This is a genomic window from Micromonospora sp. DT43 (genome assembly GCF_049841645.1).
Lineage (GTDB): Bacteria > Actinomycetota > Actinomycetes > Mycobacteriales > Micromonosporaceae > Micromonospora.
Genome location: NZ_JBNCKR010000005.1, coordinates 182,053 through 205,599 on the forward strand (window position 1 = coordinate 182,053; position 23,547 = coordinate 205,599).

The 23,547-nt window shown below is 70.3% G+C and carries 19 protein-coding genes; 17 read left to right on the forward strand and 2 right to left on the reverse strand.

The window, feature by feature from the left end:
- Positions 1 to 99 precede the first annotated feature (99 nt).
- The 16 genes from ACLQ26_RS14885 to ACLQ26_RS14960 all read left to right on the forward strand — a co-directional run bounded on the left by ACLQ26_RS14885 (position 100) and on the right by ACLQ26_RS14960 (position 19,154).
- Complete coding sequence (locus ACLQ26_RS14885; protein WP_234584654.1) at positions 100 to 1,377, forward strand: geranylgeranyl reductase family protein; 1,278 nt, start codon at positions 100 to 102, stop codon at positions 1,375 to 1,377.
- 134 nt (positions 1,378 to 1,511) lie between these two features.
- The gene (locus tag ACLQ26_RS14890; RefSeq protein ID WP_007454588.1) at positions 1,512 to 1,877 is read left to right on the forward strand and encodes an NADH-quinone oxidoreductase subunit A; all 366 of its coding nucleotides are present in this window, start codon (positions 1,512 to 1,514) and stop codon (positions 1,875 to 1,877) included.
- A gap of 14 nt (positions 1,878 to 1,891) precedes the next feature.
- The gene (locus ACLQ26_RS14895) at positions 1,892 to 2,569 is read left to right on the forward strand and encodes a NuoB/complex I 20 kDa subunit family protein (RefSeq protein WP_007454590.1); all 678 of its coding nucleotides are present in this window, start codon (positions 1,892 to 1,894) and stop codon (positions 2,567 to 2,569) included.
- Complete coding sequence (locus ACLQ26_RS14900; protein WP_425744960.1) at positions 2,566 to 3,294, forward strand: NADH-quinone oxidoreductase subunit C; 729 nt, start codon at positions 2,566 to 2,568, stop codon at positions 3,292 to 3,294. The genes ACLQ26_RS14895 and ACLQ26_RS14900 overlap by 4 nt, the downstream gene beginning before the upstream one ends.
- Before the next feature lie 55 nt (positions 3,295 to 3,349).
- Positions 3,350 to 4,675 carry an NADH-quinone oxidoreductase subunit D gene (locus ACLQ26_RS14905; protein ID WP_007454592.1) on the forward strand — a complete coding sequence of 442 codons (1,326 nt, stop codon included), beginning with the start codon at positions 3,350 to 3,352 and terminating at the stop codon, positions 4,673 to 4,675.
- 52 nt (positions 4,676 to 4,727) lie between these two features.
- Positions 4,728 to 5,894 (forward strand): NADH-quinone oxidoreductase subunit NuoE, encoded by a 1,167-nt coding sequence (gene nuoE / locus ACLQ26_RS14910; RefSeq protein ID WP_425744961.1) that lies wholly within the window; start codon positions 4,728 to 4,730, stop codon positions 5,892 to 5,894.
- Positions 5,891 to 7,207 carry an NADH-quinone oxidoreductase subunit NuoF gene (gene nuoF, locus ACLQ26_RS14915; RefSeq protein ID WP_425744962.1) on the forward strand — a complete coding sequence of 439 codons (1,317 nt, stop codon included), beginning with the start codon at positions 5,891 to 5,893 and terminating at the stop codon, positions 7,205 to 7,207. The genes nuoE and nuoF overlap by 4 nt, the downstream gene beginning before the upstream one ends.
- A complete protein-coding gene (locus ACLQ26_RS14920; RefSeq protein ID WP_425744963.1) occupies positions 7,207 to 9,714 on the forward strand; it encodes an NADH-quinone oxidoreductase subunit G in 2,508 nt (835 codons plus the stop codon). Before nuoF ends, ACLQ26_RS14920 begins: the two co-directional genes overlap by 1 nt.
- A complete protein-coding gene (nuoH, locus tag ACLQ26_RS14925; RefSeq protein ID WP_425744964.1) occupies positions 9,711 to 11,063 on the forward strand; it encodes an NADH-quinone oxidoreductase subunit NuoH in 1,353 nt (450 codons plus the stop codon). Before ACLQ26_RS14920 ends, nuoH begins: the two co-directional genes overlap by 4 nt.
- Position 11,064: 1 nt before the next feature.
- A complete protein-coding gene (gene nuoI, locus ACLQ26_RS14930) occupies positions 11,065 to 11,706 on the forward strand; it encodes an NADH-quinone oxidoreductase subunit NuoI (protein WP_007454597.1) in 642 nt (213 codons plus the stop codon).
- Entirely contained in the window at positions 11,703 to 12,473 is a 771-nt protein-coding gene (locus ACLQ26_RS14935) for an NADH-quinone oxidoreductase subunit J (RefSeq protein ID WP_425744965.1), read from the forward strand. Before nuoI ends, ACLQ26_RS14935 begins: the two co-directional genes overlap by 4 nt.
- Before the next feature lie 118 nt (positions 12,474 to 12,591).
- Positions 12,592 to 12,891 (forward strand): NADH-quinone oxidoreductase subunit NuoK, encoded by a 300-nt coding sequence (gene nuoK / locus ACLQ26_RS14940; RefSeq protein WP_007454601.1) that lies wholly within the window; start codon positions 12,592 to 12,594, stop codon positions 12,889 to 12,891.
- An 11-nt stretch (positions 12,892 to 12,902) separates the two neighbouring features.
- Positions 12,903 to 14,828, forward strand: a complete 1,926-nt coding sequence (nuoL, locus tag ACLQ26_RS14945) for an NADH-quinone oxidoreductase subunit L (protein ID WP_425744966.1) — start codon at positions 12,903 to 12,905, stop codon at positions 14,826 to 14,828.
- A 64-nt stretch (positions 14,829 to 14,892) separates the two neighbouring features.
- Positions 14,893 to 16,428 carry an NADH-quinone oxidoreductase subunit M gene (locus ACLQ26_RS14950; protein WP_425744967.1) on the forward strand — a complete coding sequence of 512 codons (1,536 nt, stop codon included), beginning with the start codon at positions 14,893 to 14,895 and terminating at the stop codon, positions 16,426 to 16,428.
- Positions 16,425 to 17,978 carry an NADH-quinone oxidoreductase subunit NuoN gene (gene nuoN / locus ACLQ26_RS14955; protein WP_425744968.1) on the forward strand — a complete coding sequence of 518 codons (1,554 nt, stop codon included), beginning with the start codon at positions 16,425 to 16,427 and terminating at the stop codon, positions 17,976 to 17,978. Before ACLQ26_RS14950 ends, nuoN begins: the two co-directional genes overlap by 4 nt.
- Before the next feature lie 90 nt (positions 17,979 to 18,068).
- Positions 18,069 to 19,154: a polyprenyl synthetase family protein gene (locus tag ACLQ26_RS14960; protein ID WP_425744969.1), complete on the forward strand. Its 1,086-nt coding sequence runs from the start codon at positions 18,069 to 18,071 to the stop codon at positions 19,152 to 19,154.
- A gap of 18 nt (positions 19,155 to 19,172) precedes the next feature.
- Here ACLQ26_RS14960 and ACLQ26_RS14965 read toward each other — a convergent pair whose 3' ends face one another.
- A complete protein-coding gene (locus ACLQ26_RS14965; protein WP_425744970.1) occupies positions 19,173 to 20,363 on the reverse strand; it encodes an MFS transporter in 1,191 nt (396 codons plus the stop codon).
- Positions 20,364 to 20,517: 154 nt separating this feature from the next.
- On the opposite strand from ACLQ26_RS14965, the gene ACLQ26_RS14970 reads away from it, so the two are divergent.
- Entirely contained in the window at positions 20,518 to 21,300 is a 783-nt protein-coding gene (locus ACLQ26_RS14970) for an IclR family transcriptional regulator (protein WP_425744971.1), read from the forward strand.
- A gap of 105 nt (positions 21,301 to 21,405) precedes the next feature.
- Here ACLQ26_RS14970 and ACLQ26_RS14975 read toward each other — a convergent pair whose 3' ends face one another.
- The gene (locus ACLQ26_RS14975; RefSeq protein WP_425744972.1) at positions 21,406 to 23,532 is read right to left on the reverse strand and encodes a PhoX family protein; all 2,127 of its coding nucleotides are present in this window, start codon (positions 23,530 to 23,532) and stop codon (positions 21,406 to 21,408) included.
- Between the last annotated feature and the right edge of the window lie 15 nt (positions 23,533 to 23,547).

Here is a 23,547-nt window from a genome sequence, read left to right on the forward strand (position 1 = left end):
GAATTAGGTACCCCTGACCCTGCGCAGGTATGACGCCGGTCATACACTCGTCCCGTCTGGCTTGTGAAGCATTTCACGAGCGTGCGGGAGGAGGCGCGAATGACCGCGGTGGAGCATGACGCCGACGTCATCGTCGTTGGCGCCGGTCCCGGTGGGTCGGCGACTGCGTACCACCTGGCCCGGCACGGCGTACGGGTGCTGGTGTTGGAGAAGACCGAGTTCCCCCGGGAGAAGGTCTGCGGCGACGGGCTGACCCCGCGCGCGGTGCGCCAGCTCATCCGGATGGGCGTGGACACCTCGCCCGAGGCCGGTTGGCTGCACAACAAGGGCCTGCGGGTGATCGGCGGCGGCGTACGCCTGGAACTGGACTGGCCCGAGCTGGCCAGCTTCCCCAACTACGGCCTGGTCCGCACCCGACTGGACTTCGACGACCTGCTCGCCCAGCGGGCGGTCGCGGCCGGCGCCAAACTGCGGACCAACGTCAACGTGCTGGGCCCGGTGCTCGACGGCGACGGCCGGGTCACAGGTGTCGAGGCGGAGGTGGGGCCCGGCAAGGAGCCCGCCACCTTCCACGCCCCGCTGGTCGTGGCGGCCGACGGGGTCTCCGGTCGGTTCCCGCTCGCGCTCGGGCTGGCCAAGCGGGAGGACCGGCCGATCGGCGTGGCCGTCCGCCGCTACTACCACTCGCCGGTCAAGCACGACGACGACTACCTCGAGTCGTGGCTGGAGCTGCGCAGCAAGGACAGCGGCGACAACCTGCTGCCCGGGTACGGCTGGATCTTCGGGCTCGGTGACGGGCGGGTGAACGTCGGCCTCGGCGTGCTCAACTCGTCGTCCGCGTTCGGCAAGACCAACTACCGCCGGCTGCTCACCGACTGGCTGGCCAACACGCCCGCCGACTGGGGCATGACCGACGAGGCCAACGCCGACGGCCCCATCCTCGGCGCCGCGCTGCCGATGGGCTTCAACCGCGTGCCGCACTACACGCGCGGTGTTCTGCTCGTCGGCGACTCCGGCGGGATGGTCAACCCCTTCAACGGCGAGGGCATCGCGTACGCCATGGAGTCCGGCGAACTGGCCGCGGAGGTCGCGGTCCAGGCCCTCGCACGTCCGGCCGGGCCGGAGCGGGAACGCGCGCTGATGGCGTACCCGAACGAGCTGAAGGCCCGGCTCGGTGGCTACTACCGGCTGGGCGGCATCTTCGTGAAGCTGATCGGCCGTCCGGAGATCATGCGGATCGCCACCAAGCACGGCATGCCCCACCCGACGCTGATGCGCTTCGTCCTCAAGTTGCTGGCCAATCTGACCGACCCCCGAGGCGGGGACGCGATGGACCGGGTCATCAACGCGATGACGAAAGCTGCGCCAGCCGTTTAGAGCGACGGCATCGGTGCTGGTCACAGCCCCGACGCCGACAAAGATCGACCCCCGCCGGCAGCCACCGCGAGGGACGTGAATAGTGTGATTTTCGTCAAGCACCGAGGGCAGGGAAGGACGAGCAGGAGAAAACGATGTCGCTCTCGCCTTACGCACCGATCATCGGGCTGTTCGCCCTCGCCGCGGCGTTCTCGCTGTTCTCTGTCGGCGCCGCCCGCTTCGCCGGTCCACGTCGCTACAACAAGGCCAAACTCGAGGCTTACGAGTGCGGCATCGAGCCCAGCCCCCAGCCGGTCGGCGGCGGGCGGTTCCCGATCAAGTTCTACCTGACGGCGATGCTCTTCATCGTCTTCGACATCGAGATCATCTTCCTCTACCCCTGGGCGGTCTCGTTCGACGCTCTGCCGATCTTCGGCTTCGTGGAGATGGTCCTGTTCATCGTCGCGGTCTTCGTCGCGTACGCCTATGTGTGGCGGCGCGGCGGCCTGGACTGGGACTGAGGAAGGAACGTCAGATGGGCATCGAGGAGAAGCTTCCCGCCGGCGTCCTGCTCACCTCGGTGGAGAAGCTGGTCAACTGGTCCCGGAAGTCGTCCGTGTGGGGCGCCACCTTCGGCCTGGCCTGCTGCGCCATCGAGATGATGGCCGCCGGTGGTCCGCACTACGACATGGGCCGCTGGGGCATGGAGGTCTTCCGGGCGTCGCCCCGGCAGGCCGACCTGATGATCGTGGCCGGCCGGGTGAGTCAGAAGATGGCACCGGTGCTGCGCCAGATCTACGACCAGATGGCCGAGCCCCGCTGGGTGCTCTCCATGGGCGTCTGCGCCAGCAGCGGCGGCATGTTCAACAACTACGCGATCGTGCAGGGCGTCGACCACGTCGTACCTGTCGACATGTACCTGCCCGGCTGCCCGCCCCGGCCGGAGATGCTCATCGACGCGATCCTCAAGCTCCGCGAGAAGATCATGTATGAGCCCCTGGGCCCGAACGGTCGCAAGATGCTGGCGGCCCGCCAGGAGCGCGGCGACGTTCCGGTCGTGCCGTACGGCTCCATGCCGTCCTCGTACCGCAACGACAAGGCCCGGCGTGCCGAGTGGACCCAGGCGGTCCGCGAGGGGCGCGAGGAGCAGTTGCGGATCGAGAACTGGATGAACGCCCAGAACCACCTCCACCCGCAGGCAGGCCCCAAATGAGCGACAAGCCCAACGACGCTGGCGTACCGCTGCCGGTGGTGCCGGCCGGCGCCACCAGCGGCGCTCCGGCCGAGCAGCCGCCGGCCAGCCCGGCCGGGCGCGGCATGTTCGGCAACCAGGGCACCGGCGACGTGTCCGGCTACGGCGGCCTGGTCCGCCCGCGCCAGCCCGTCGAGGAGGCTTCCCGGCCGTACGGGGGCTACTTCGACGAGGTCCGCGACGCGTTGGAGGAGGCGTACCCGGCCTTCGCCGACGCGATCGAGAAGGTGGTCGTGGACCGGGGTGAGCTGACCCTGCACGTCCGTCCGGAGCGGATCGTCGAGGTCTGCCAGGTGCTCCGGGACGACCTGGCGCTGCGTTTCGAGCTGTGCTCCTCGGTGTCCGGAGTGGACTACCTCGGCGCCGACGAGCGCCGGCTGCACGCGGTCTACCTGCTCACCTCGATGACCTACAGGCGTCGGATCCGGCTGGAGGCCGCGGTCTCCGTCGAGTCGCCGCACCTGCCGAGCGTCACCGCCGTCTACCCGACGGCCGACTGGCAGGAGCGGGAGGCGTACGACATGTTCGGCATCGTCTTCGACGGCCACCCCAACCTGACCCGGATCCTCATGCCGGACGACTGGGAGGGCCACCCGCAGCGCAAGGACTACCCGCTCGGTGGCGTGCCGGTCGAGTACAAGGGCGCCGAGATCCCGCCGCCGGACAAGCGGCGGTCGTACCAGTGAGCGCGAGGAGTGCAGCGAAGCGGAGCCCCGCAGTCGCGAACGGAGGGCTAGCACTGTGACCACGTCGAACTACGCGACCGAACGCGAGACCACCGAGGGCAGGGTCTTCACCGTCACCGGTGGAGACTGGGACACGGTCGTCTCGGGCACCGACCCGATCAACGACGAGCGGATCGTGGTCAACATGGGTCCGCAGCACCCGTCCACGCACGGGGTGCTGCGCCTGATCCTGGAGCTGGAGGGCGAGACGGTCCGCGAGGCCCGCTCGGTCGTCGGCTACCTGCACACAGGCATCGAGAAGAACCTCGAGTACCGCAACTGGGTCCAGGGTTCGACGTTCGTGACCCGGATGGACTACCTCGCTCCGATCTTCAACGAGACGGCGTACGCCCTCGCGGTCGAGAAGCTGCTCGGCATCACCGACGACGTCACCGAGCGGGCCACCACCATCCGCGTGCTGATGATGGAGCTCAACCGAATCTCGTCGCACCTGGTCTGGCTGGCCACCACCGGCATGGAGCTGGGCGCGATCTCGATCATGCTGTACGGCTTCCGCGAGCGGGAGTACATCCTCGACATCTTCGAGACCATCACCGGCCTGCGGATGAACCACGCGTACGTCCGGCCGGGCGGTGTCGCGCAGGACGTGCCGGACGAGGCGATCGTCAAGATCCGCGAGTTCCTGAAGATGATGCCGAAGAAGCTCAAGGAGTACGAGGACCTCCTCTCCGGTCAGCCCATCTGGCTCGAACGGACGAAGAACGTCGCAGTGCTGGACGTGACCGGCTGCGTGGCGCTCGGCATCACCGGACCGGTGCTGCGCTCGGCCGGGCTCGCCTGGGACCTGCGCAAGACCATGCCGTACTGCGGCTACGAGACGTACGAGTTCGACGTGCCGACCCACCCCGACGGTGACGTGTGGGGGCGCTACCAGGTGCGGCTCGCCGAGATCCGCGAGTCGATGAAGCTTGTCGAGCAGGCGTTGGACCGGCTGCGGCCGGGCCCGGTGATGGTCGCCGACCGCAAGATCGCGTGGCCCGCGCAGCTCGCCATCGGCGTCGACGGCATGGGCAACTCGCTGGAGCACGTCGCGAAGATCATGGGTCAGTCGATGGAGTCGCTGATCCACCACTTCAAGCTGGTGACCGAGGGCTTCCGGGTTCCGCCCGGCCAGGTGTACGTCGCCATCGAGGCGCCCCGCGGCGAGCTGGGCGTCCACGCGGTCTCCGACGGTGGCACCCGGCCGTACCGGGTGCACTACCGGGAGCCGAGCTTCGTCAACCTGCAGGCCCTCCCGGCGATGGCCGAGGGCGGTCTGATCGCCGACGTGATCGCCGGCGGCGCCTCGCTGGACCCCGTGATGGGTGGTTGTGACCGGTGAGTGCGAGGAGTGAGCTTGCGAGCCCCGCAGTCGCGAACGGAAGGCGACGCTGATGACGACTTTCACTGACGAGACGCGGGAGCGGGCGCGCGAGATCATCGCCCGGTACCCGGCGGACCGGTCCCGCTCGGCGCTGCTGCCGCTGCTGCACCTGGTCCAGGCGGAGGAGGGGTACGTCTCCCCGGCCGGGGTCACGTTCTGCGCCGAGGTGCTCGGGCTGAACAAGGCCCAGGTCGGCGCGGTGGCCACCTTCTACACGATGTACAAGCGCAAGCCCACGGGCGACTTCCTGGTAAGCGTCTGCACCAACACGATGTGCAACGTGCTGGGCGGCCAGGAGGTCTACGACACCCTCGTCGAGCACCTGGGAGTCGGGCACGACGAGACGACCGCTGACGGCACGATCACGCTGGAGCACGCCGAGTGCCTGGCGGCCTGCGACTACGGCCCGGTGATGACGGTCAACTACGACTTCTTCGACGGCGTGGACCCGTCCACGGCGGTCGGCGTGGTCGACGAGCTGCGCGCCGGTGGCCGGCCGATGCCGACGCGCGGCGCGCGGCTCTGCACGCTCAAGGAGATGGCGGTGCAGCTCGCCGGTTTCGCCGACGAGCGCGACGGCGCGGTCGCCGACGGCGGGCCGGGCGAGCCGACCCTGCGCGGTCTGCGACTGGCGCAGGAGCACAACGTCTCGGTGCCGGGCTTCGACCCGAACACCCCGATCCGCAGCAAGGCCGAGGCCGACAAGGCCGCCGCCGAGGCGAAGGCGAAGGCGGAAGCCGCGAAGCCGGCGCCCGCCGAGGCCAGCGCGGCCGCGGTCAAGGGTGGTGACGGGGCGTCCGCCCCGACGCCCGGCAACGCCGGTGCCGGCGAGCCGGCTCCCGCCGCCGCCGCGAGTGGCAGCACCGCACCGGACGTGAAGGCCCCGGACGACAAGTCGCCGCAGGTGCGTACCGCCGAGACCCGGCAGCCCGACGCGCAGACCGCAGTGCCGGACGCGCCCGGCACGAAGGTGCCGACGGACAGCACGGCGCCCGAGCCGCGCGACGCACGGTCGGCCGAGGCCGCCGGCGTGGCGGCCAACGAGCCGGCCGGCGACGGCAAGCCCGCCGGCGACGAGGCCGGGGCGCAGGAGCGCAACCTCACCGAAGCGAAGGCTGGCACGGACGCCGACGGCGCCGGACCGGCGGACGCGAGCGAAACGGGGGCCCAGAAGTGACCACTCCCCGCCCGGAGACGCTGGCCAAGCTGACGCCGGTGCTGACCAAGCGCTGGCTGTCACCGGACGCCTGGCGGATCGGCACCTACGAGCAGTTGGACGGCTACGCCGCGCTGCGCAAGGCCCTCAAGGCCCACCCGGACGACCTGATCCAGCTGATCAAGGACTCCGGGCTGCGCGGCCGGGGTGGCGCGGGCTTCCCCACCGGTCTCAAGTGGGGCTTCATCCCGCAGGGCGACGGCAAGCCGCACTACCTGGTGGTCAACGCCGACGAGGGCGAGCCGGGCACCTGCAAGGACCTGCCACTGATGACCCACGACCCGCACGCGCTGGTCGAGGGTGTGATCATCGCGTCGTACGCCATCCGGGCCGCCCGCGCCTACATCTACATCCGGGGCGAGGCGGTGCACGCCGCGCGTCGGCTGCGCAACGCGGTCCAGGAGGCGTACGACAAGGGCTACCTCGGCCGCAACATCCTGCGCAGCGGCTACGACCTGGAGCTGGTGGTGCACTCCGGCGCCGGGGCGTACATCTGCGGCGAGGAGACGGCGCTGCTGGACTCGCTCGAGGGGTTCCGGGGTCAGCCCCGGCTGCGCCCGCCGTTCCCCGCCACCCACGGCCTGTACGCGAGCCCGACGGTGGTCAACAACGTCGGCACCATCGCCAGTGTCCCGCCGATCGTGCTCGGTGGGGCCGACTGGTGGAAGACCATGGGCACCGAGAAGTCCTCCGGGCCGATGATCTACTCGCTGTCCGGCCGGATCAACAACCCGGGCCAGTACGAGTGCTCGATGGGCGTCACGCTGCGCGACCTGCTGGAACTGGCCGGGGGCATGCAGCCCGGCCACAACCTGAAGTTCTGGACACCTGGCGGGTCGTCGACGCCGCTGCTCGCCGCCGAGCACCTGGACGTTCCGCTGGACTTCGAGGGAGTGGCGGGGGCCGGCTCGATCCTGGGCACCACGGCCACCCAGATCTTCTCCGACCAGGACTGCCCGGTCTACGCGACGTACCGGTGGCTGGAGTTCTACCACCACGAGTCGTGCGGCAAGTGCACCCCGTGCCGCGAGGGCAACTACTGGATGGTCCGGGTATACCGGCGGATCCTCGCCGGCCAGGGCACCCACGAGGACCTGGACACCCTTCTGGACACCTGCGACAACATCCTCGGCCGTTCGTTCTGCGGCCTCGGTGACGGCGCGACCAGCTCGGTGACCTCGTCGCTGAAGTACTTCAAGCAGGACTACCTCGACTACATCGAGGGACGTACCGCACCCAAGCTGTCGGAGAAGACCCTGGTAGGGGCGCACTGATGACCGACGTAGCCAAGCAGACCGAGACCGTCACGCTCACCATCGACGGCGTTGAGGTCACCGCCCCCAAGGGGGCGCTGCTGATCCGGGTCGCCGAGCAGATGGGCACCGAGATCCCCCGGTTCTGCGACCACCCGCTGCTGGCCCCGGCCGGCGCGTGCCGGCAGTGCCTGGTCGAGGTGGAGGGACAGCGCAAGCCGGTCGCCTCCTGCACCCAGACCGTCGCCGACGGCATGGTGGTCCGCACCCAGCTCACCTCCCCGGTCGCCCAGAAGGCGCAGGAGGGGGTGATGGAGCTGCTGCTGCTCAACCACCCGCTGGACTGCCCGATGTGTGACAAGGGCGGCGAGTGCCCCCTGCAGAACCAGGCGATGTCCACCGGCCGCACCGACTCGCGCTTCCACGAGCACAAGCGGGAGTACGAGAAGCCGATGGCGATCAGCAGCCAGGTGCTGCTGGACCGCGAGCGCTGCGTGCTCTGCCAGCGGTGCACCCGGTTCTCCGAGGAGATCGCCGGCGACAAGTTCATCGACCTGATGGGCCGGTCGTCCGCCGAGGAGATCAACATCTACCGGGACGACGCGTACGGCGAGGAGGGCGACGCCGGCGACGTGCCGTTCAACTCCTACTTCTCCGGCAACACCGTGCAGATCTGCCCGGTGGGGGCGCTCACCGGCGCCCAGTACCGGTTCCGGGCCCGCCCGTTCGACCTGGTGTCCAGCCCGAGCGTCTGCGAGCACTGCTCCGCCGGCTGCGGGCAGCGCACCGACTGGCGACGCGGCAAGGTGCAGCGCCGGCTCGCCGGTGACGAGCCGGCGGTGAACGAGGAGTGGAACTGCGACAAGGGCCGCTGGGGCTTCCAGTACAGCCGGGCCGCCGACCGTCTGACCAACCCGCTGGTCCGTGACGAGCGCACCGGTGAGCTGCGGGAGGCGTCCTGGAGTGAGGCGCTGACCAGGGCCGCCGAGGGGTTGCACGCCGCCCGCGAGAGCGGCCAGGGCACGGCGGTGCTCACCGGCGGTCGGCTGACCGTCGAGGACGCCTACGCGTACGGGAAGTTCGCCCGGGTCGCGCTCAACACCAACGACATCGACTTCCGCGCCCGGCCGGTCTCCCGCGAGGAGGCCGACTTCCTGGCCAGCTCGGTCGCCGGCGTCACCGACGTCACCTACACCGACGTGGAGAACGCGCCGGCCGTGGTGCTCGTCGGCCTGGAGCCGGAGGAGGAGTGCCCGATCCTCTTCCTGCGGCTGCGCAAGGCGTACCTGAAGAAGACCCTGACGGTGTACGCGCTGGCGCCGTTCGCCACCCGCGGCCTGGAGAAGCTCGGCGCCAAGCTGGCCCGGGTCGTGCCGGGCGAGGAGGCCAGCGTGCTCGCCGAGCACGCCACGGTCACCGAGGCGCTCAGCGCCCCGGGCGCGATCCTCATCGTCGGTGAGCGGCTGGCAGGTGTTCCTGGTGGGCTCTCCGCCGCGGCGGACGTGGCCCGGCGTACCGGCGCGAAGCTGGCCTGGGTGCCGCGGCGCGCGGGTGACCGCGGCGCGGTCGAGGCGGGCTGCCTGCCCAACCTGCTCCCCGGTGGCCGGCTGGTCACCGAGCCGGCCGCGCGGGCCGAGCTGGGCGAGGCGTGGGACATCCCGGCCGGGGTGATCCCGAGCCAGGCCGGTCGGGACACCGACGGCATCCTGGCGGCGGCAGCCAACGGGCAGCTCGGGGCACTGGTGGTGGGCGGGGTCGACCCCGCCGACCTGGCCGACCCCCGGCTGGCCGAGACCGCCCTGGACGCGGTGCCGTTCCTGGTCAGCCTGGAGCTGCGCGCCAGCGCGGTGACGCGGCGGGCCGACGTGGTGCTGCCGGTGGCCCCGGTGGTCGAGAAGGCCGGCAGCTTCCTGGACTGGGAGGGCCGGCTGCGTCCGTTCGAGGCGGTGCTGACCACCTCCGCGATGACCGACGGCCGGGTGCTCGACGCGCTGGCCGCGCTGCTCGACGTGCGGCTCGGCACCGCCGACGTGCCGAGTGTGCGTCGCGAGCTCGGCTCCCTGCCGACCACGCGGATGTCCCGGCCGGCCGCTCCGTCGGTGTCGCCGGGGGCGGTGCCGCACCCGCGTGCCGGTGAGGCAGTGCTGGCGACCTGGCACCAGCTCATCGACCTCGGCACCCTGACCGACGGCGACGAGCATCTCGCCGGCACCGCCCGTCCGGCTGTCGTCCGGCTGGGCAAGGGCACCGCCGAGGCGCTGGGTGTGGCCGACGGGGACGCGGTCACGGTGGGTACCGACCGCGGGGCGCTGACCCTGCCGGCGGAGCTGACCGAGATGCCTGACGGCGTCGTCTGGCTGCCGACCAACTCACCCGGTTCGACAGTGCGGCGCAGCCTCGGGGCGACGTCCGGCGCTGTCGTCCGGATCTCCGTTCCCGCACCGAGCGTGGCCGTCCCGGCCGGGCGGGTCGCGGCGGACGAGGCCGGTCTCCCGGGTCCGCTCCTCAACACTGGGGGTAACCAGTGACACCGTCACTCCTGGCCCAGGATCCGACGCTCGCCGACTTCGGTCGGGATCCGTGGTGGCTGGTCCTCGGCAAGATCGTCTTCGCGTTCGCCTTCGGCCTGCTGGCCACCCTGCTCGGCGTCTGGTTCGAGCGGCGCGTGGTGGGTTACATGCAGGTGCGGCCCGGCCCCAACCAGGTCGGCCCGTTCGGCCTGCTGCAGACCCTCGCCGACGGCCTGAAGATGGCCTTCAAGGAGGACATCCTGCCGAAGGCGGCCGACAAGGTCGTCTACTTCTTCGCCCCGACGATCTCGGTGATCTGCGCGGTGACCGCGCTGTCGGTGGTGCCGTTCGGCCCGATGGTGAGCATCGCCGGCCACCACACGCCGTTGCAGGTCACCGACGTGCCGGTGGCCGTGCTGCTGCTGCTGGCCTGCTCCTCGATGGGCGTCTACGGCATCGTGCTGGGCGGCTGGGCCTCCGGCTCGACGTACCCGCTCCTCGGCGGCCTGCGCTCCAGCGCCCAGATGATCTCCTACGAGGTCGCGATGGGCCTGAGCATCGTGGCGGTCTTCATGACCGCCGGCACGATGAGCACCAGCGGGATCGTCGCCAAGCAGGCCCACGGGACGCAGCTAAGCATCGGCGGTTTCGACCTGCCCGCCCCCGGCTGGTACGCGATCCTGCTGCTGCCCAGCTTCGTCATCTTCTTCATCGCCACCGTCGGCGAGACCAACCGGGCGCCGTTCGACCTGCCCGAGGCCGAGTCCGAGCTGGTCGCCGGCTTCATGACCGAATACAGCTCGCTGAAGTTCGCGCTCTTCATGCTCAGCGAGTACGTCGCGATGGTGACCATGTCCGCGGTCACCACCACGCTGTTCCTCGGCGGCTGGCGGGCACCGTGGCCGATCACGCTCTGGGAGGGCGCCAACTCCGGTTGGTGGCCGATGCTCTGGTTCTTCGGCAAGGTGATCGCGCTGGTCTTCGTCTTCGTGTGGCTGCGCGGCACGCTGCCCCGGCTGCGCTACGACCAGTTCATGCGCTTCGGCTGGAAGGTGCTGCTGCCGATCAACCTGGTCTGGATCCTGGTCCTGTCGGGCCTGCGGTCCATCGAGGACTGGGACTCGCAGGGCAAGCTGATCGCTGTCGGCATCCCGGCCGGCGTGCTGCTGATCGCCACCCTGTTCTGGCCGAACCGTCGACCGCAGCCGAAGGCGACCACGCAGGAGCAGGTGGACAGCCGGCCGTACGGGAGCTTCCCGCTGCCACCGATGGATCTACAGGTACCACCGAGCCCGCGTATCACGCGCGTGGTCGCCGAGCGGGAGCCGGCCAACATCGTCGCCGGCTCGGACTCCAGGGAGGTGTGACGTGGGCGCGATCACCGGAACGTTCAAGGGATTCGGTGTCACCTTCTCGCACATGTTCAGGAAGGTCGTCACCACCGACTATCCGTTCAAGCCGCCGGTGTCGGCGCCGCGCTACCACGGGCGGCACATCCTCAACCGGCACCCGGACGGCCTGGAGAAGTGCATCGGCTGCGAGCTGTGCGCCTGGGCCTGCCCGGCGGACGCGATCTACGTCGAGGGCGGCGACAACACCGACGAGCAGCGTTTCTCGCCCGGTGAGCGGTACGCCAGCACCTACCAGATCAACTACGCGCGGTGCATCTTCTGTGGGCTCTGCATCGAGGCCTGCCCGACCCGTTCGCTCACCATGAGCAACGAGTACGAGCTGGCCCGGGACAACCGGCAGGACCTGATCTTCACGAAGGAGCAGCTGCTCGCCCCGCTGCTCGAGGGCATGGAGCAGCCGCCGCACCCGATGCGGCTGGGCGACAGCGAGAAGGACTACTACGTCGGCGCGCTGGACAACCCGGGCACCTCCGCCGGTGCCGAGACGTCCCCGATGGGCCCCGGCCGCTACCAGGTCGAGGAGCACCCCGGCGTGACGTTCCCGGGCGCCGAGCAGGCCGCCCAGCGCGCGGCGGCCGGCAAGGGAGAGGGAGCATGACCACGTCTACGGTGCTGGCCGCGGCGGGTGGGGTGTCCGGCGGCGAGGAGGTCACCTTCTGGATCCTCGCGCCGCTCGCGCTCATCGGCGCGATCGGGATGGTGGCGGCCCGCAACGCGGTGCACTCGGCGCTCTGGCTGGTGCTCACGATGCTCTGCCTGGGCGTGTTCTACATCCTCCAGGCCGGGCCGTTCATCGGCATGGTGCAGATCATCGTCTACACCGGCGCGATCATGATGCTCTTCCTGTTCGTGCTGATGCTTGTCGGCCGGGATGCCTCGGACTCGTTGATCGAGACGCTGCGCGGTCAGCGCGTCGCCGCGATCGTGCTGGGGCTGGGTTTCGCCGGCCTGGTCGGCAGCGCCATCTACAACGCCATGGACAAGACCACGGCTGTCGGGCTGGACCAGGCCAACGCCGAGGGCAACGTGCAGGGCATCGCCCGGCTGCTGTTCACCAAGTACGTCTTCGCGTTCGAGCTGACCTCGGCGCTGCTGATCACCGCGGCGGTCGGCGCGATGGTGCTGGCCCACGTCGAGCGGCGTAAGCAGGACAAGGTCGACCAGGTGTCGACAATGAAGGCACGCTTCGCGCCGGGCAACTACCCCGGCCCCAAGCCCGGCCCCGGCGTCTTCGCCACCTCCTCCTCGGTGGCCACCCCGGCGCGGCTGCCGGACGGCCGGCTCACCGAGCGGAGCACGCCGGACATCCTGCCGGTACGCGAGCTGACCGCGCAGGAGACCACGCTGAAGGGGACGGACCAGTGAGCGCGAGGAGTGCAGCGAAGCGGAGCCCCGCAGTCGCGAACGAAAGGCGAGCTCCGGTGAGCGCGAGGAGTGCAGCGAAGCGGAGCCCCGCAGTCGCGAACGAAAGGCGAGCTCAGCGATGACGCCCAATCATTACCTCGTGCTGGCGGCGGTGCTGTTCACCATCGGCGCGTCCGGGGTGCTCATCCGGCGCAACGCGATCGTGCTGTTCATGTGCGTCGAGTTGATGCTCAACGCGGCCAACCTGACGCTCGTCACCTTCAGCCGGATCAACGGTGACCTCAACGGCCAGATCATGGCGTTCTTCGTGATGGTGGTGGCCGCGGCCGAGGTCGTCGTCGGCCTCGCGATCATCATGTCCATCTTCCGGACCCGGCGCTCGGCGAGTGTCGACGACGCCAACCTGCTCAAGTACTAAGGGGCAAGCGAGTGGAAGAGACTGTGCAGTACGCAGAGGCCACGGGCTTGCTTGGCAGCGTCTGGCTGCTGGTGGCGATCCCGCTGGTCAGCGCGGCCATCCTGCTGCTGCTCGGCCGGCGGGCCGACCGCTGGGGGCACTGGTTGGGCGTCGCGGCCATCGGAGCCGCGTTCGTGCTCGGGCTGGCGTCCTTCTTCCAGCTGCGCGGCCTGGAGAACAAGTCGGTCGAGCTGAGCCTCTGGGACTTCATCACGGTCGGTGACCTGCGGGTCGACTTCGGCCTGCTGTTCGACCCGCTGGCCGCGGTCTTCGTCCTCCTGATCACCGGCGTCGGATTCCTGATCCACCTGTACGCCGTGGAGTACATGGCGCACGACGGGGGTCGCCGCCGGTTCTTCGCGTACTTCAACCTGTTCGTCGCGGCCATGCTGCTGCTGGTGCTCGGCAACAACTACGTGATGCTGTACTTCGGCTGGGAGGGCGTCGGTCTGGCGTCGTACCTGCTGATCTCCTTCTGGTACGGGCGGCCGAGCGCCGCGACGGCCGGCAAGAAGGCGTTCCTGATGAACCGGGTCGGCGACACCGGCCTCGCCATCGGCATCTTCATCATGTTCGCGACCCTGGGCACCACCCAGTACGACGAGGTGTTCAACGGTGTCGGCGCGCTGACCAGCACCACCGTGCTGGTGCTCGGCCTGCTGCTGCTGCTCGGCGCGGCCGGCAAGTCCGGCCAGTTCCCGCTGCAGGCGTGGCTGCCGGACGCGATGGAGGGTCCCACCCCGGTGTCGGCGCTCATCCACGCCGCCACCATGGTCACCGCAGGTGTCTACCTGATCGCCAGGTCCAACCCGATCTTCTCCGCGAACTCGACGCTCCAGCTCGTGGTGGTCAGCGTCGGCGCGCTCACCCTGCTGATGGGCTGCGTCATCGGTGCGGCGAAGGACGACATCAAGCGGGTGCTGGCCTGGTCGACGGTGAGCCAGATCGGCTACATGTTCCTCGGCGTCGGCCTGGGCGGTGGCGCGTACGCGCTGGCCATCGTGCACCTGCTGGCGCACGGCTTCTTCAAGGCCAACATGTTCCTGGGCGCCGGCTCGGTCATGCACGGGATGAAGGACCAGGTGGACATCCGCCGCTTCGGTGGGCTGTCCACGTACATGAAGGTCACCTGGCTGACGTTCATGATGGGCTGGCTGGCCATCATCGGCATGTTCCCGTTCTCCGGCTTCTTCTCCAAGGAGCCGATCATCGTGGCCGCCTTCGAGCGGGAGGACTGGACCGCCTGGCTCTTCGGCGGGGCGGCGCTGCTCGGCGCGGGGCTTACCGCGTTCTACATGACCCGGCTGTTCGTGCTCACCTTCCACGGGCCGAAGCGGTGGACCGAGGACATCGAGCACCCGCACGAGTCGCCGCGCCTGATGACCATCCCGCTGATCCTGCTGGCGGTCGGCTCGGTCGGCGCCGGTTTCCTGCTCTCCACGTCCGTTCCGGACTGGCTGACGGCGACCGCGGGGCTGGGCGGCGAGCACGCGGAGCACGAGGCGGTTCTCCCGCACGCCGTGCTCACAGCGCTCTCGCTTGTGGTGACGGTGCTCGGCGCCGGGCTGGCCTGGTTCCTGTTCCGCACCGGTACGGCCACCGCGCCGCAGCCGGCCGGGGTGCTGGTCACGGCCGCCCGGCGCAACCTCTACACCGACGCGGTGAACGAGGCGGTCTTCGAGAAGCCGGGCATCTTCCTCACCCGGGCGCTTGTCTTCCTCGACAACCGGGGCATCGACGGGCTGGTCAACGGGCTCGCCGCGGGTGTCGGTGGCGGTTCGGGTCGGCTCCGGCGGCTGCAGACCGGCTTCGTCCGCTCGTACGCCACCTCGATCCTGGCCGGTGCGCTGCTGGTGATGGCGGCGTTCCTGGCGGTGCAGGCGGGGTGGTTGGCGTGATCGACCTGAATACGCCCGCCCCCGCCGGCGGACCACGCATCCACGACGGAGGTAAGGCCGCATAATGTCCAACTTCCCGTTCCTCTCGGTGCTCACGGTGGCGCCGCTGGTGGGCGCCCTGGTGGTGGCCTTCCTGCCGCGCCACCGGCCGGAGCTGGCCAAGCAGGTGGCGTTCGCCTGGTCGCTGCTGGTGCTGGTGCTCTCGGTGGTGATGTGGGTCAGCTTCAACGCGGGCGGTGACCGGTTCCAGTTCCGCGAGTCGTACTCCTGGATCCCGAACTGGGGCGTGAGCTTCACCTTCGCCGCCGACGGCATCGCGCTCGTGATGCTCATGCTGATCGCGGTGCTGGTACCGCTGGTGATCCTGGCGTCCTGGCACGACGCTGAGTCGTCGAAGCGGTCCATCCCGGTCTACTTCGCGCTGCTGCTCATCCTCGAGAGCACGATGATCGGCGTCTTCGCCGCCGCCGACGTCTTCCTGTTCTACGTGTTCTTCGAGGTCATGCTGGTGCCGATGTACTTCCTGATCGGCAGCTACGGCGGCCACCAGCGGCAGTACGCGGCGGTGAAGTTCTTCCTCTACTCGCTTGTCGGCGGTCTGTTCATGCTGGCCGCGGTGATCGGTCTCTGGGTGGTCGGCGGGAAGACCTTCGACTGGCAGGCGTTGTCGCAGGTCGACATCAGCACCGGCACCGAGCGGTGGCTGTTCCTCGGTTTCTTCCTCGCGTTCGCCATCAAGGCACCGTTCTTCCCGTTCCACACCTGGCTGCCGGACGCCGGTGGCGCCGCTCCGGCGGGCGCCGCCGCGCTGCTTGTCGGTGTGCTCGACAAGGTCGGCACGTTCGGCATCCTGCGGTACTGCCTTCCGCTGTTCCCCGAGGCGTCGAAGTGGTTCGCGCCGTGGGCGCTGGCGCTGGGCGTGATCGGCATCATCTACGCGGCGCTGCTGGCCGTCGGCCAGAACGACCTCAAGCGGCTCGTGTCGTACACGTCGATCGCGCACTTCGGGTTCATCGGGGTGGGCATCTTCGCGTTCACCACGCAGGCCGGCACGGGCGCGGTGCTCTACATGCTCAACCACGGTCTGGCCACCGGCCTGCTGTTCCTGGTGGTCGGCATGCTGATCTCCCGGCGTGGCTCGTCGCTGATCAGTGACTTCGGCGGCGCCGGCAAGCTGGTCCCGGTGCTGGCCGGTGTGCTGTTCTTCGCCGGTCTCGCCTCGCTCGCGCTGCCCGGCACCGCGCCGTTCATCTCCGAGTTCCTGGTGCTGATCGGGACGTTCACCGTGAACAAGCCGGTGGCGGTCATCGCCACGCTCGGCATCATCCTGGCGGCGGCGTACGTGCTGTGGATGGTGCAGCGCACCACGCAGGGCACGCTCAATCCGACGCTTACCGAGGTCGACGGGATGCGCCGGGACCTCAACCTGCGCGAGAAGGTAGTGGTCGCTCCGCTGGTCGCGCTGATCGTGCTGCTCGGCTTCTATCCCAAGCCGGTCACTGACGTGATCAACCCGGCCGTCCAGGCGACCATGGACGACATCGGCAGGACCGACCCCGGCCCGTCATCGGTGGGCACCGTCCAGGAGGCGGCAAAGTGACCGAGTTGAAATTGCCGTCGCTCGACTACGCGGCACTCGCCCCGATCATGATCATGCTGGGCACCGCGTTGCTCGGTGTGCTGGTCGAGGCGTTCGTGCCCCGGCGGTCGCGGCACGTGGTGCAGTTGACGGTGGCGCTGCTGGCCGTCCTCGCCGCGCTGACCATGGTGGTGTTCAACGCCGACGACCGGCTCATCACGGCCGGCCAGTCCATCGCGGTGGACGGGCCGACGCTCTTCCTCCAGGGCGCCATCCTGGTGCTGGCCGCGATGGCGCTGCTGCTGATCGGTGACCGCTCCGTCGAGCGGGGCGGCGCGTTCGTCGCCCAGGCCGCGGTGACCGCCGAGTCGGCCGACGACCGGAAGCAGGCGGAGGGGCGCAACGGGCTCACCGAGGTGTACCCGCTCGTCACGTTCGCGATCGGCGGCATGCTGATCTTCGTGGCGGCGAACGACCTGCTGACCATGTTCATCGCGCTGGAGGTCTTCTCCCTTCCGCTCTACCTGCTCTGCGCGCTGGCCCGCCGCCGGCGTCTGCTGAGCCAGGAGGCGGCGATGAAGTACTTCCTGCTCGGCGCGTACGCCTCGGCGTTCTTCCTGTTCGGTGTGGCCCTGATCTACGGCTTCACCGCGGGCGTCCCCGGCCGCTCGGCAGGGGTCGACTTCGCCACCGTCAACGCGGCGGTGACCGATTCGCCGGCCAGCCCGGTGCTGCTCTTCGCCGGCATGGCGCTGCTCGCCATCGGTCTGCTCTTCAAGGCCGCGGCGGCCCCGTTCCACGTGTGGACGCCGGACGTCTACCAGGGCGCGCCGACCCCGGTCACCGGCTTCATGGCCGCCTGCACCAAGGTCGCCGCGTTCGGCGCGCTGCTGCGTGTCTTCCACGTGGCGTTCGAGGGCGGGGGCTGGGACTTCACGCCGGTGCTCGGTGCGGTTGCGGTGCTGACCATGCTCGTCGGCGCGGTGCTCGCGGTCACCCAGACGGACATCAAGCGGCTGCTCGCGTACTCCTCGATCGCCAACGCCGGCTACCTGCTGGTCGGTGTGCTGGCACCGAGCAAGGACGGGCTCGCCGGCACGATGTTCTACCTGGTCGCGTACGGCTTCTCGGTGCTGGCCGCGTTCGCGGTGGTGACCCTGGTGCGTGACGCCGACGGTGAGGCCACCCACCTGTCCCGCTGGGCGGGTCTGGGGCGGCGCTCGCCGTTCTACGCCGCGCTGTTCACGTTCATCCTGCTGGCGTTCGCCGGGATCCCGCTGACCAGCGGCTTCATGAGCAAGTTCGCGGTCTTCGGGCCGGCGCTGGACGGCGGCCAGGCCTGGCTGGTGATCGCCGGTGTGCTGACCAGCATGGTGCTCGCGTTCCCGTACCTGCGGGTCGTGGTGATGATGTGGCTGTCCGAACCGGGCGAGTCCACCCCGACTGTCACCGTGCCGGGCGGCCTCACCTCCGCCGCGCTGATGATCGGCGTGGTGGCCACCCTGGCGCTTGGTGTCGTCCCCGGTCCACTGCTCGACCTGGCTACCGGAGCCGCAGAATTCGTGCGGTGAGACGTACCTCGGACAGTGGGGGCCGGCGCGTGATCGCGTGCCGGCCCCCACTGCGTATCCCCGAACCGGAGCAGGTCGAACGGGTGTGGCATGGTTGATGGTGTGGTGATTCCGGCTGGCGAGCGTTCAGGTGCCACCGGTTCCGGCGGTCGCCGGGGTCGGGCGAGCACGAGTCAGTTCGGCGCGCTCGGCCTTCATCTTGCCGATCCCCGCGTCGAGGCGTCCGTGCTGGGGCTGCTGGACGCGGTCGAGGTCGAGTTGCGCGACAGTGTGGCAAGCGCCGACCCGTTCGTCAGCGAGGCGGCCCGGCACCTTCTGGAGGCCGGCGGAAAGCGGTTCCGGCCGCTGCTGGTGGCGCTCGGCGCCCAGTTCGGCGATCCGTCGGGCGCGCAGGTGGTCCCGGCAGCGGTGGTGATGGAGCTCACCCACCTGGCCACCCTCTACCACGACGACGTGATGGACGAGGCAGTCGTGCGGCGGGGCGCTCCGAGCGCCAACTCGCGCTGGACCAACTCGGTCGCCATCCTGGTCGGTGACTACCTCTTCGCCCGCGCCGCGGACATCGCGGCCGACCTGGGCCCCGAGGCCGTCCGGTTGCAGGCGCGTACCTTCGCCCGCCTGGTGCACGGGCAGATCGCCGAGACGGTGGGCCCGCGCCCCGGGGAGGACCCGGTCGCGCACTACCTGAGCGTGATCGCCGAGAAGACCGGATCGCTTATCGCCACGTCGATCCGGTTCGGCGGCATGTTCGGGGGCGCCCCCGCCGAGCAGGTCGAGGCCCTCGCCGGCTATGGCGAGACGATAGGCGTCGCGTTCCAGCTCACCGACGACCTGCTGGACATTGCGTCCGAGTCGGTGCAGTCGGGCAAGACGCCCGGCACGGACCTGCGCGAGGGTGTCCCGACGCTGCCGGTGCTCTACGCCCGTGCGGCAGACGACTCCGACGCCTCGTCGATGCGGCTCCGGGAGATCCTGGCGACCGGCCCGTTGACCGACGACGCGCTGCACGCCGAGGCCCTGGGGCTGCTGCGGGAGAGCCCGGCGCTCAAGCGCGCCCGGGAGACCGTGCGCAGCTACGCCGAGGACGCCCGCGCCCGTCTGGCCCCGCTCCCGGCGAGCGCGCCCCGCCAGGCGCTGGAGTCCCTCTGCGACTACATAGCCGACCGCACCAGCTGACCCACCCCGTCGGGCGGGTCAGGGGCGGGGCTTGGCGGTCAGTAGGCGGCTGCCGGCCAGCATCAGGGCTGCTGCCAGCAGCATCGCCACCGCCGCTGTGGTCCACATCGTGGGGTAGCCCTGGTGGGCGGCCAGCGGGCCGAGGCTCAGGGGGCCGAGGCAGCCGCCCGCGTACACCCCGGTCTGTGTGATCGAGGTGGCGGCGGCCGGGGCCCGCGGGTGCAGCCGGACCACCGCGAAGTTCATGAGGCCGGGCCACGCCCAGCCCAGGCCGAAGCCGAGCACCACACCCGCCACCAGCGGCACCGGGCCGGCCACCGCGAGCAGACCGAGCCCGGCCGCCCCGACGACAAGCATCGCGGCGATGAGCGCGACGTGACCGTTGGCCTTCCGGTCGGCCAGCCCGCCGGCGCCCACCCGGGCGACCACGCAGACCGCGCTGCCCAGGGTCAGGGTGAGGCCGGCGAGGCCCGGCGAGAGCCCCCGGGCGGCGGCCGAGTCCACCAGGAAGGTGCCCAGCGCGTTGGCTGCGCTCGCCGCCAACGTCGCCGCCGCGCCGATCACCACCAGGGCCGTCGTGGCCCGGCCCGCGCGCGTCGCGTCGGCCCGTCGGCCCCGGCCGGGCACCTGTCGGGGTACGGCCGGCAGCGTCGTCAGCGCCGCGACGGCCGCGGCCACGAAGGCCCAGCGCCAGCCGGCGGTGAGCGCGATCGTGGGCACCGCCGCGCCGGCCAGCAGGGTGGAGACCGGAATGGCCGCCTGCTTGACACCGAACGACAGCCCCTGCCGGTGGGGTGGCACGTGCTGGGCCAGTGCGGCGTTGCTGGCCAGTTGGCCGAGGGCGTTCGCGGCGGCGCTGAGCGCCAGCAGAGCGAGCAGCATCCCGTACGAGCGGACGAGCGCGGCCACGGCGAGCATCGACCCGGCGGCCAGCACGATGCCGCTGCGGGCCACCACGGCCGGCCCGTACCGCTCGACGAGCCGGCCGGAGGGCACCGAGGCCAGCGCGCTCACGCCGAAGTAGACGGAGACGGCCAGGCCCAGCCCGGCCGGGGAGAACCCGAGGTCCGCCCCCATCTGCACGGCGAGGCCGCCGAGCAGGAACACGGGCAGTACGCAGGCCACGGTGGTGGCGACGGCACCGGCGCTGGCCCGGATCGGGCGGGTCCGGGCGCGGCCTTCGGTGGGGGTGAGGGCGGTGTCGGTCATCGTCCGGCAAACCTACGCGAGTCAGGCTCAGACCACTCCCGGTGACCAGTGGCCTACGAGGAGTGGATGGTGATCTGGCATCCTCGACCCGAACAGGCATTTCGCACCCGGCCTGTTTTTCATATGGTGTAAGTCCCCGGCGGCGGAGGTGGTTGTGCGCGACCCCTTGGCAGAACCTTCGGACCTGATCCGCAGCGTGTCCCGAGCACTGCGGGTGCTCGAGTCGGTCGGTCGCGCCCCGAAGGGCCTGACCGTCAAGCAGATCGCCCGCCGGTGCGAGCTGACCGTGGCCACCACCTACCACCTGGTTCGCACGCTCGCGTACGAGGGCTACGTGATCCGTCGGGAGGACGGCACGTACATCGTGGGGCTGGAGGTGGCCGACCGCTATCGCGAGTTGGTGACCGCGTTCCGGGGCCCGCCGGTGGTCGGTGAGACGTTGCGCCGGGCCGCGGTGGACACGGGTTACAGCCACTACCTGGGCCGCTTCGTCGGCGGTCAGGTCGCCATCACGGCGGTGGCCGAGGGGCACCGCTCGCCCTACCTGGAGGACCTGGTCCCCGGCTTCGACGAGGGGGCGCACGCGACGGCCCTCGGCAAGTCCCTGCTCGCCACCCTCACGACCGAGCAGCGTTTCCGCTACCTGCGCGAGTACGGTATGCGCCCGTTCACCACCGCCACGCTCACCACCACCGAGGCCTTCGAGGCCGACCTGGCAGCCGGCGACCGGCGCGGGATGCAACTGGAGATGGGCCAGTTCCGTCAGGGCGTGGCCTGCGCGGCGGTGCTCGTCACGCCGGACAAGGACATGGAACGTCGGGTCGTGCTGGCCTGTGCGTTGCCGGCGAGCGAGATGATGACCTCGGCCCGGGTCGTCCGGGCCAAGCTGCTCACCGTCGCCCGTACGGTCGCCGACGGCATCGCCAGCGACCACTGAGCCATACGACGCCGAGAGGCCCTCTCCCGGGCTGGGAGAGGGCCTCTCGGGGCGGTCCAGCGCCGGACCGCCGGGGATAACGTCAGCTACCCGTCCAGGGCACCGTCAGCTGCCCACCGGGCCGCCGTCGAGGCGCCAGGTGACCACCACGCCGGGCTTGGCGTAGTCGCCGTCCGGCCAGTTCGAGGCCGGGTTCTCCACCGACGCGCCGGTGATCTCACCCGGGTGCTGGACGGCCACGAAGACCGAGCGGTTGTCGCCGGTGATGAACGGGCCGCAGGTCTCGGCGCCGAGGGGCACGGTCAGGAACTGCTTGAGATGACCCCGCTCCGGGCCCTCCACGGCGACCGCGAAGAGGCCGTCGTTGCTGCCCAGCGCGTTGCCGTCGGTGGAGATCCACAGGTTGCCGGTGGCGTCGAAGGCGACGTTGTCGGGGCAGGAGATCGGGGAGACCTTCGTCTTGTCGTACCCGGAGAAGAAGGTCGACGGGTCGGTCGGGTCGCCACAGACGATCGGCAGCGACCAGGCGAAGGTCTCCGCGGTGTTGTCGTTGCGGTCCTCGACCAGCTCCAGGATCTGCCCGTGCTTGTTGGCGTTGCGCGGGTTGGCCTCGTCGGCAGGCGCCTTGTCGGCCTTGCCGCGGTCGGTGTTGTTGGTGAGCGCCACGTACACCTTGCCGGTGAGCAGGCTCGGCTCGACGTCCTCGGGGCGGTCCATCTTGGTCGCGCCGACCCTGTCGCCGGCGAGCCGGGTGAAGGTGAGCACGTCCGCGGCGGTCATGCCGTCGACGAACGAACGGTTGCCGCTGACCAGCTTGATCCAGCGACCCCGGCCGTTGAACGCGCCGTCGGCGGGGAGCTTGCCCGTGCCGTCGATCTCGCCCGCGCTGGTCTGGTCCAGCTTCGCGACGTAGAGCGTGCCGGACTCCAGCAGGGTCAGGTTGTGCTTGCGGGCAGCCCAGGAGTTGCCCTTCAGGAACTTCTTGTCGGAGACGAACTTGTAGAGGTAGTCGAACCGCTCGTCGTCGCCCATGTACGCGACCACGTGCCCGTCCCTGGCGACGATCACGTTCGCGCCCTCGTGCTTGAACCGGCCCATCGCGGTGTGCTTGCGCGGGCGGCTCTCCGGGTCGAACGGGTCGATCTCGACGACCCAGCCGAAGCGGTGCGCCTCGTTCGGGTGCTTGGCCAGGTCGAAGCGCTCGTCGGCGCGTTCCCACTTGCGGCTGCCGCTGGGGTAGCGAGCGGTGGTGGTGATGCCGTAGCGGTCGAACTTCGGCTTCAGCTCGGCCGGCGCGCCGTCGGCGCCGACGAAGTACTGGTTGAAGTTCTCCTCGCCGGACAGCACGGTGCCCCAGGGGGTCACGCCACCGGAGCAGTTGTTGAGCGTGCCGACGACAGTGCGGCCCTTCGGGTCGGCGGTGGTCTTCAGCCACGCCGAGCCGGCGGCCGGGCCGGTCAGGTCGAACCTGGTGCTGAGCGCGGTGACGCGTCGGTTGTACGGCCGGCGACCATTGTCGACGGGCTTCCACTGCCCGGTGCCGGCGACCCGCTCCAGCTCCACCACGGACATGCCGTGCGCGGCCATCGCCGTGCGCAGCTGCTCCACCGAGAGCCCGTCCAGGCCGGGGAAGCCGGGGAACATCAGGTCCTCGTTCGTGTACTCGTGGTTGACCACGAGCAGCGCCCGCCTGCCCTGCTTGTCCAGCGGCAGCACGCCCACGAAGTCGTTGTTGTAGCCGAACTGCTTCGACTGGGCGGCGGCGGTCTGCCCGTGCAGGTCGAACTCCGGAGCGCCCGGCAGCACCGGGTCGCCCCACTTGATGACCACGGCGTGGTCATAGCCGTTCGGCACGACCAGGGTGTCCAGCTTGTTCGGCGGGATCGGCTTGAAGGTCAGCGCGCCGCTGCCGACACCGGTGCTCGGACGGCCGAAGCCGAAGCCCTCGGGGACGTCCGGGGTGGTGGGGGCGGCCAGGGCGGGGGTCGCGCCGGCCAGCGCGCCGGCGGCCGCGCCACCGAAGCCGAGGACCAGGGCGCCGACCGCGCCGGCCCGGACCACGCCACGCCGGGAGACCTCCGCGTTCACCACGTCACCGAAGTACGCGTTGTCGGACGTGTTCGGGACGGGGTGGTCACAGGCGTTGCCGCAGCGGTACAGACAGGTCATGGCGTCACGGGTGCCATGGCGGTTGCCGGTCAGCAGGGGGAGCAGCCGGGGACGGTCGCTCATGGAAGTGGCCTCCAG